General features: G+C 40.0%; 5 protein-coding genes and 1 pseudogene. 3 read left to right on the top strand and 3 right to left on the bottom strand.

What is annotated here, in order from left to right; all coding sequences use genetic code 11:
• The first annotated feature begins 100 nt into the window (after positions 1–100).
• The gene (locus tag H6G97_RS43805; RefSeq protein WP_190946757.1) at positions 101–796 is read left to right on the top strand and encodes a hypothetical protein; all 696 of its coding nucleotides are present in this window, start codon (positions 101–103) and stop codon (positions 794–796) included.
• A 63-nt stretch (positions 797–859) separates the two neighbouring features.
• On the opposite strand, the gene H6G97_RS43800 is transcribed toward H6G97_RS43805, so the two are convergent.
• From H6G97_RS43800 to H6G97_RS43790, 3 genes are all read right to left on the bottom strand, one after another.
• On the bottom strand, positions 860–1,093 hold the full coding sequence (locus H6G97_RS43800; RefSeq protein ID WP_190946756.1) for a hypothetical protein: 234 nt from the start codon (positions 1,091–1,093) through the stop codon (positions 860–862).
• A gap of 73 nt (positions 1,094–1,166) precedes the next feature.
• The gene (gene recD2, locus H6G97_RS43795; RefSeq protein ID WP_190946755.1) at positions 1,167–3,476 is read right to left on the bottom strand and encodes an SF1B family DNA helicase RecD2; all 2,310 of its coding nucleotides are present in this window, start codon (positions 3,474–3,476) and stop codon (positions 1,167–1,169) included.
• A gap of 633 nt (positions 3,477–4,109) precedes the next feature.
• Positions 4,110–4,502, bottom strand: coding sequence for a hypothetical protein (locus H6G97_RS43790; protein WP_190946754.1), 393 nt, complete (start codon positions 4,500–4,502; stop codon positions 4,110–4,112).
• Between the two features lie 530 nt (positions 4,503–5,032).
• On the opposite strand from H6G97_RS43790, the gene H6G97_RS43785 reads away from it, so the two are divergent.
• Together H6G97_RS43785 and H6G97_RS43780 are read left to right on the top strand one after the other, a co-directional pair.
• Positions 5,033–5,317 (top strand): hypothetical protein, encoded by a 285-nt coding sequence (locus H6G97_RS43785; RefSeq protein WP_242056014.1) that lies wholly within the window; start codon positions 5,033–5,035, stop codon positions 5,315–5,317.
• A 323-nt stretch (positions 5,318–5,640) separates the two neighbouring features.
• Positions 5,641–5,829: pseudogene (locus H6G97_RS43780) on the top strand (hypothetical protein); the annotation flags it as partial.

Genomic DNA, 5,829 nt, shown 5'->3' with positions numbered 1-5,829 from the left:
GACACATTTGGCGATGATACTATCAAGGTAATTCATCATGATGAATTACACGATTTAATAAGCGTGGACAGTCCAAGTTTACCTAGATGATACGCTTTCCATGAGCAATACAGGGCGGAAAAAAAAATTAGCATCTTTCAACTGTGACCAAAGGAAGTGGGAGCAGTTTATCGCCTGTTGCAACTCGAAAGGGACGACCGCAACAGCCACGCTGCTCGAATTTATCGAACTCTACTTAGGCGATTCCCAAGATAAGGTTGATGAAATAGGTGGTAACGATTTAGACGAACGCCTAGATTCAAAGATTAAGGCAAGTGTAGAGAAGTACTTGGTTGAGAGTAATAAAAATCACAGCAGTTCGACTAATGAAACGATAAGAGCTATTTGCGAAAGACTTGATAAGCTCGAGTCAGAGTTTTCAAATGAATCTAATAGCAACCAAACCACAGCAATTGATAATCTCGCCAATTTAGAACAAAAAATTGAAAAGATGACAGCCCGAATGACACAGTTGGCTGAGGCGATCATTAAAATTCAAGACTATCTCAACAATCAACAAAGGCGGGGACAGAAATCGTACTACAATAATTCGTCATTCAAAGCGCATACTCCTAGAATGCAACCGTTAACTGAAGAAGGTTTAGCCAAGAGACTTGGTGTAAGTGAAGAAAGTGTACGCAAGGAGCGAATTAAACTCCCCCCACCGCTTTTTGTAGCATGGTGTAAGAGCAAAGATAGATCCGGTATTGGGTGGGAATTTAACGAAAATACGGGATTATATCAGCCTGCAAGTTAGTATTTTGATTAATTTCAACTTGTAGCGGCAAATGTGCGCTCTGCTGTTGCCAATTTTAATTTTTTAAAATGTGATTATTTCACAACTTGACAGCACTTCGTCATAAACAGTTAGTGGTTGTGTTTTTAAGTGATTTGGTAGTGAATCATCATCAAAGGTCAAAGTAACAATATAAGTATTTTTGAGACTAAGAGATGATTTGCTGATATCGGTTATTGCCGCACTCATGCCACTTCGAGTCCCAATCAAATACCTTACTGATTGCCCGATCTTTAACTCTGCTGCTGGAATAGCCATAGATTTTAAAAGTGTACTTCAAGAGTAGTCTGGTTGGATGCGACCGTTGTTTCCATGCCCAACATGGGTTTTATTAAAGGCGCAGAACTGCGTCAATTGCTGAATCAATCTCGTCAATTGCGGTAGCCTCATAGTGATAAGTATTAAAACGAAACTTACCAACAAGTTCGGGCTGTTTTGACGGACGATAACCATACTTAGACTCATACATTTGTAGTGCAAGACTACCAATAGTAGTCATCTCTCCTTGTGTTGCAGTCAGTTGGCGTTGTTGTAGCCTAGAAGCGACAGTAACAGTAGACGCAGATGTTGTCGCACAAGTGGTTTTTCTGGTGTTGCTCAAACTCTGCCAGATTTCACTAAGTTGCTCAACAGGTGAAATGAGGAGATTGGTTAGTCCAGTAAAACGCTGGGCGGGTTTATCAGTAGCGACAGCAGTTTTCAATGCTTCATGCTGCCCAACTGCGATGAATGTACCCATTGCGCGAGTCATAGTCGTGTAGAGCAGCTGACGGGTTAACATCCGGTAATTAGCCCTGACCAATGGGAAAATCACATAAGGAAATTGGCTACCTTGACTTTTGTGGCAAGTTATACAAAACGAGTGCATAATTTGCTCGAAGTCTCCAGGATAATAATTAACAACTGCGCCGCCCTCCCAAGAGATCGTAACCAAAAATTTTTCCGTCTCCACAGCAATAACCTGACCGATCTCGCCATTCATCACAGGCGGGACAGTTTCATAACGGTTTTTCAGCTGGATTACGCGATCGCCGACTCGGTAGATAACTGACCCAGAGACAACTTGTGGTTGATTTTCTTGTTTGGGATTAAAGATAGGGGCAAGAAGCTGATTGAGATTGTGAACTCCACAGTCTCCTTGTTTTTGGGGCGCTAAGATTATTAGTTGTTGATTTAAATCAACACCTGACTGGCCGATAGCTTTAACCAACTCAACGATGGCTTGGGAGGTCGCTTGGGGCGAATCTTTTTGAATCATTGCACAGTCACCGACATCCATCCAACCAGAAACTTGATTAAAATTGTGCAGTGTAGGGACTATGCCAGAATTGACATCATTAGCGGCATAAATAATCGGGCTTTCGTGCCGTTGGCGATAAATCGTCTGTAATCTTGTTGTTGGCACGAGTTCAGAAACAATTAAATCTCGCAAGACCATTCCTGCGCCAATACTGGGCAATTGATCAAAGTCCCCTACTAGTACAATTCTGGTTTTTTTGTCCAAGGCTTTGAGTAGCGAATTGAACAGAAATATATCAACCATTGAAAATTCATCAACGATTAGACAATCAAGATTTAGAGGATTATCCTCGTTATAAAGAAAAACCTGTTGATGTCCCTGCCATTGCAATAAACGGTGAATGGTAGTTGCTTCAATGCCTGTAGCATCTTTCATCCGGTTAGCAGCTTTCCCTGTTGGAGCGGCAAGTGCAATCGTTTTATCAGTATGCATGAACCATTCAATAATGGTTTTCAGTACATAAGTTTTCCCTCGACCAGGGCCACCAGTAATAATGCTAATTGGATGTTTAGCTGCCATCATCAAGGCGCTGATTTGTTCATCACTTAAACGTGAAAGTTGGCGATAGTCAGTAGTTTGGAATTCGGCTAACCAGTGTTCTAAATGTTCAGTGGGGTGAGTTGGTTGCTCAAGGAGAGCAAGAATCTTCAAAGTCACAGAAAGTTCAGCCCGATAAGCAGCTTTGAGATAAACACTATTACCAACATCACCCGAAACTAAAGTCCCCTTTTCGAGTAACTGTTGAATGATTGTATTTAAAAATTGAACATCGGGCGTATGCTGTGGTGAAGAAAGCAGGGAAGTGGTAATACTTACTAATTGCTCAGACGGTAAAAAACAATTCCCTTCACGCAAGCCGGATTTTAAAACATGGATTAAAGCTGAGATATAACGAGTATCGCTGTATAGCGGGATACCAAGAGATATGGCTAACTCATCAGCAGTCTTAAAACCGATGCCGTCAATGTCATCAATTAATCTGTAAGGGTTGTTCTGAAGTACATTTGCAGTTTTGTGTCCGTAATAGTCACAAATTTTCAAAGCTAACTTCAATGAGGCTCCCACAGTCAAAAGTTGGGTAATCACTCCAAAGTTCGGGTTCCTTTTACTATCTGCCCAAGCTTTGGTAATACCATCAATACGATACTGAGTTAGCCCGGGAACAGTGTAAAGTTTTTCGGGGTTGTTATCTAATATCGATAAAGTCTCACTTCCAAAACAGTTGACCAAAGTTTGAGCAGTTTTCTTGCCGATTCCACGAAATAGTCCACTTTCTAAATACGCCTCGATTTCCGGCAACATCAGAATCGGAAATTTTTCGACTTGAAGGAGCCTGATCATGAGTCAAAGAGTAGTTGAGAGATTCTGTTCTTCTACAAGGGTAGCTCTAAAGCTAACTCATCGTCCCAAATCGAAAATCCAATTGGCTTACGAACTCTAAAGAATCTCCTTGTGTGATGGATGAAAGATGTTCATGGGTGATCGCCTAAAAGAGATTTGACATCCTCCCCGCCGTAAACGATCGGGGATTCTGGAGTAATGAGTAATAAGTAAGAAATTTTACTCATTACTCCTTACTCCTTACTTTAAAGCCGTGCTGGAAACACGGGGCTTTAGACCCATTCTTTTGGTAAAGAAATGTTTCTGTTAACGTCATCAAATTTGGCTTCAATAGAAGATTTAGTCATCTACTAAGTTAATGGGAGTCAAGCGATGGCGTACCTGCCCTTAAGATGTGCGATCGCCTGTTGCATTGCAAATACTTAACCCTCCAAAATATAACGATGATTGATTAAAAATCAAGAGACGGAAGTACGGATTAAAATCGTACTTTTATCTATTTATTTGTCATTGCTGTTTGTAAGATAGTGGAAGCAATTCTCAGTTCGCAGTTAAGCATGGTAGTTTTGGTAAGAATAGATCGGGTATTGTGTGGGAATTTAATGAAACTTCGGGATTATGTGATTTGGGAAGCTAGTCGGGAGTATCCAAATGTTTCTTCAAAGTGTAGGGGCAATCAGGAGTTTTGATTCCACTGGCGTAAGGTAATTTATAGGATGCCCAAAGCTGCCACCGTAAAACATCAACTCCAATAGTTGAACTACCGAATTGTACTCGACAGTCTTTATCTGGGTTTTGTATAACATTTTTGATTATGGTATTTATGGCTTCTGTCTTGAGATTATTCGGTATGCCCATTAGTAGCTTTGTAAGCCACTGTTTGATTTGTGGTGACTGTAGCCAGTTTTTGATTTGGTCATCAGTAGGAGTTAGGCGATTGGCTAATTGGGTTGGATTTTCTTCATCTTTGTTAACTTGACTTTTTGGTTGGAATAGTTGCTGAAAATGAGCATCTGTGTTTGACATAAAAATGATTGGTTAAAAGAGAATACCTCTATTATAGATAAATTGGATAAACCCGATAATAGCTAATGTGTTTTGAAAAAGTATTAAAATAAGCAAATAAAAAACTTTGCTCAATATTTCCAAAGTAAATTATAAAGATTTGACCAAGGAATTATGTTATAAATATTAAATAAGTTCCTTATGCAAGTATCAAATAAATACTATGCACCCAATAGAGTTTAAGAAGAAATGGAAATTAAGTTATCGAGAGCTTGCTCTGGTTTTGGGATACGAAAGCGAATACACGACCCGGAACTGGAATATGCCAGGAGAACATAAACGGAATCCTCAGAATGTTGTTCGCGTAGCTTGTCGTCTTTTAGATGAAAAGTGGGAAAGGGAAGGAAAAGCGCTCGATTCTTATCTTTAACCAGTTTTTTGTCGCCGCTAATATTTTTTAAAATGACACTCCCCCGCCACGAAAAAAGCGGGTATTTTTATATGTAGTTGGAAGTTCCAAGAAGTTCTAAGCACGAATGGAAACAAGGGGGTTGTCCTGCCAGCATGAAGAACTAACAAGATTAGAAGTTGCGTCCTTGCTGACACCAAAAGTATCTGCAAGGCAACTACAAGCCTATTTGAATATAGCTCGTAAGTACTTGCCGGAGTTCAAGAAATTCACCAATGAAAAGACAGGTGGATTAGATGGTTACGCCAAGCTATACGAGTGCCACATCGCAGTACTTCAAGAGATTCGCTCTCTAGCTAGAGAGCATACTTTAGCTGATGTAGAAAGCGAGTTTCAACAAAGAGCATCGAAAACCCGAAAAAATTGAAGAAGAATTCAGAAGTCAGAATTCAGTCGTCAGAATTAATGAGTGTGGGATTCAGACCCACCACTGTATTATTGACCACTAAATCTCCGATTTAGTGGGGGAGTTAAACCCGTTTATTCATCCGCTACTGGCACAGAATTCAATTCTGTTAGCGGATAGCTAAGGTTTAGCCCATTCTGACGACTGACGCATATATTCTGTTCGTTAAAAATAGGAAAGATTTCAAATGGGATTTAGACTCTATCTGAAAATTTCGGTTGCCCGTAAATAGTTTTCCAATGGTTTTTATCTAGTCAAAAAACATGAAGAAAGGAGCGATTATCTTGGCATCTAATAATAAATTTCAACCCCAAGTCAGAACACAATCTCAAATTGTGGCGAAAGCGATAGGTAGATTAAGGCGTAAATATCAGCATCATATTTATGCTGTAGGTGTGACTTTAATAGTTGCAGGTCAAACAATGCCAGCCCATGCGTTTGGACTATTTGACCCAACACAAATTGCATTGACG

This window comes from Nostoc flagelliforme FACHB-838 (genome assembly GCF_014698065.1).
Classification (GTDB): domain Bacteria; phylum Cyanobacteriota; class Cyanobacteriia; order Cyanobacteriales; family Nostocaceae; genus Nostoc; species Nostoc flagelliforme_B.
The sequence above is the reverse complement of the archived record's forward strand: the minus strand, read 5'-3'. Positions and strand labels throughout refer to the sequence as shown.

Coding starts and splice junctions, on each gene's coding strand:
- H6G97_RS43805 (WP_190946757.1), top strand. CDS start 101: ATGAGCAATACAGGGCGGAAAAAAAAATTAGCATCTTTCAACTGTGAC.
- H6G97_RS43800 (WP_190946756.1), bottom strand. CDS start 1,093: ATGGCTATTCCAGCAGCAGAGTTAAAGATCGGGCAATCAGTAAGGTAT.
- recD2 (WP_190946755.1), bottom strand. CDS start 3,476: ATGATCAGGCTCCTTCAAGTCGAAAAATTTCCGATTCTGATGTTGCCG.
- H6G97_RS43790 (WP_190946754.1), bottom strand. CDS start 4,502: ATGTCAAACACAGATGCTCATTTTCAGCAACTATTCCAACCAAAAAGT.